The organism is Tumebacillus permanentifrigoris (assembly GCF_003148565.1).
In the GTDB taxonomy this organism is placed as follows: Bacteria; Bacillota; Bacilli; order Tumebacillales; family Tumebacillaceae; genus Tumebacillus; species Tumebacillus permanentifrigoris.
This window is the reverse complement of sequence record NZ_QGGL01000050.1, coordinates 1-1903: the sequence shown is the minus strand read 5'-3', so window position 1 is coordinate 1903 and position 1903 is coordinate 1. Positions and strand designations below refer to the sequence as shown.

9 tRNA genes and 3 rRNA genes are annotated in these 1903 nt (G+C 51.3%); all 12 read left to right on the top strand.

Annotated elements, in window-relative coordinates:
• Positions 1-141, top strand: a 23S ribosomal RNA gene (locus C7459_RS22760); the annotation flags it as partial.
• Positions 142-197: 56 nt separating this feature from the next.
• A tRNA-Leu gene (locus C7459_RS22755) sits at positions 198-283 on the top strand.
• 268 nt (positions 284-551) lie between these two features.
• A tRNA-Trp gene (locus C7459_RS22750) sits at positions 552-627 on the top strand.
• A 32-nt stretch (positions 628-659) separates the two neighbouring features.
• Positions 660-735 (top strand) — tRNA-His (locus C7459_RS22745).
• A gap of 28 nt (positions 736-763) precedes the next feature.
• Positions 764-838, top strand: a tRNA-Gln gene (locus tag C7459_RS22740).
• Positions 839-842: 4 nt separating this feature from the next.
• Positions 843-918 (top strand) — tRNA-Lys (locus tag C7459_RS22735).
• A 23-nt stretch (positions 919-941) separates the two neighbouring features.
• A tRNA-Arg gene (locus C7459_RS22730) sits at positions 942-1018 on the top strand.
• Between the two features lie 9 nt (positions 1019-1027).
• A tRNA-Asp gene (locus C7459_RS22725) sits at positions 1028-1104 on the top strand.
• A 26-nt stretch (positions 1105-1130) separates the two neighbouring features.
• A tRNA-Gly gene (locus C7459_RS22720) sits at positions 1131-1204 on the top strand.
• Between the two features lie 3 nt (positions 1205-1207).
• Positions 1208-1284: transfer RNA gene (locus tag C7459_RS22715), tRNA-Ile, on the top strand.
• An 8-nt stretch (positions 1285-1292) separates the two neighbouring features.
• Positions 1293-1409 (top strand): 5S ribosomal RNA (gene rrf, locus C7459_RS22710).
• A gap of 307 nt (positions 1410-1716) precedes the next feature.
• A 16S ribosomal RNA gene (locus tag C7459_RS22705) occupies positions 1717-1903 on the top strand; the annotation flags it as partial.

Genomic DNA, 1903 nt, shown 5'->3' with positions numbered 1-1903 from the left:
CGCGAAGCCCCCCTCAAGATAAGACTTCCCACACGGTCAACGTGGTAAGACCCCCAGTAGAAGACTGGGTTGATAGGCTGGGTGTGTACGTGCCGCGAGGCATTTAGCTGACCAGTACTAATAGGTCGAGGGCTTATCCTACGCAATGCAAGGTCTTGAACTCACAAAGTTGCTCTATCCAGCGTATCAAGTTTTATGCGGTCGTGGCGGAATGGCAGACGCGCACGCTTGAGGGGCGTGTGGGGGTTACCCCGTGGAAGTTCGAGTCTTCTCGACCGCACCATAACTAGTAACGAAAGCACTCGGAGTGTTTACTCCGAGTGCTTTTTTCGTGTTCCGATTTCCGAGAATTGTAGGCGTAGACAATCACCCGTATCATGGCGAAAACGGGTGAAATCACAAGGAAGAGTGAGCAGTAAGCGTCGTAAACAAGCCTGTTACCATCGTTTGTTCGACTTTGTCTGATCTTCGTGATTGAGATGCTGGGGCATTCATGATAAGATTACTCCTGTCGCCGCGAGAGAGTGGTTGATAAGCGCAACATCCAACACAGGGGCATAGTTCAGTTGGTAGAACGTCGGTCTCCAAAACCGAATGTCGTGGGTTCAAGTCCTGCTGCCCCTGCCATCTTTACTTCTTTACTTTTTCTATTCAACATGGCGGTCGTGGCGAAGTGGTGAACGCACCAGATTGTGGCTCTGGCATTCGGGGGTTCGATTCCCCTCGATCGCCCCATGTTTTTAAACCAACGCATTCTGTCTGTTGGGGAGTCGCCAAGCGGTAAGGCAACAGACTTTGACTCTGTCATGCGAAGGTTCGATCCCTTCCTCCCCAGCCATTGCGAGCCATTAGCTCAGTTGGTAGAGCACCTGACTTTTAATCAGGGTGTCGAAGGTTCAAGTCCTTCATGGCTCACCATGTTTTTCTCAAAACTTCATCGCGTGCCCTTAGCTCAGCTGGATAGAGCGTTTGACTACGAATCAAAAGGCCGGGAGTTCGAATCTCTCAGGGCACGCCACTTTCTTTTGGAGCTGTGGTGTAGTGGCCTAACATGTCCGCCTGTCACGCGGAAGACCGCGGGTTCGAATCCCGTCAGCTCCGCCACTTTACCTTTCAACACTTCATGATAAGCGGGTGTAGTTCAATGGTAGAACTCCGGCTTCCCAAGCCGACAGCGTGGGTTCGATTCCCATCACCCGCTCCATATGGGCCCATAGCTCAGTTGGCTAGAGCGCACGACTGATAATCGTGAGGTCGGAAGTTCGAATCTTCTTGGGCCCACCATATTAAAGCCTCGTGATGATGGCGGAAAGGTCACACCTGTTCCCATCTCGAACACAGAAGTTAAGCTTTCCAGCGCCGATGGTACTTGGACCGCAGGGTCCTGGGAGAGTAGGACGTCGCGAGGCAACAGCATCAGGAACAAAAAGACTCGATCCATTGCGGATCGGGTCTTTTTTTGCATTTCTTTGGAAGTATCGATAGAGGAGGAATCCTGCGTACCAGAACAAAAACAGGAGGTCAGTTCATGAGGTTGTCCTAGAAGGCAACTAGAGTCTGAATTTGTTCTGGAATGAGGTGGAAGTGCTGTTGTGACACCCTTGCGGGCATGGTAAGATAACTCTTGTCGCCGCGAGAGACACGGTGGTGACGAGATTGATCCTTGAAAACTAAACGAGTGATAGATGAGAATCGATTCGAGCCTTGAATCAAACTTTAATTGAGAGTTTGATCCTGGCTCAGGACGAACGCTGGCGGCGTGCCTAATACATGCAAGTCGAGCGGACTGATGTGGAGCTTGCTCCATGGATGTCAGCGGCGGACGGGTGAGTAACACGTGGGTAACCTGCCTGGCAGACTGGGATAACGCTTGGAAACGAGTGCTAATACCGGATGATCTCTT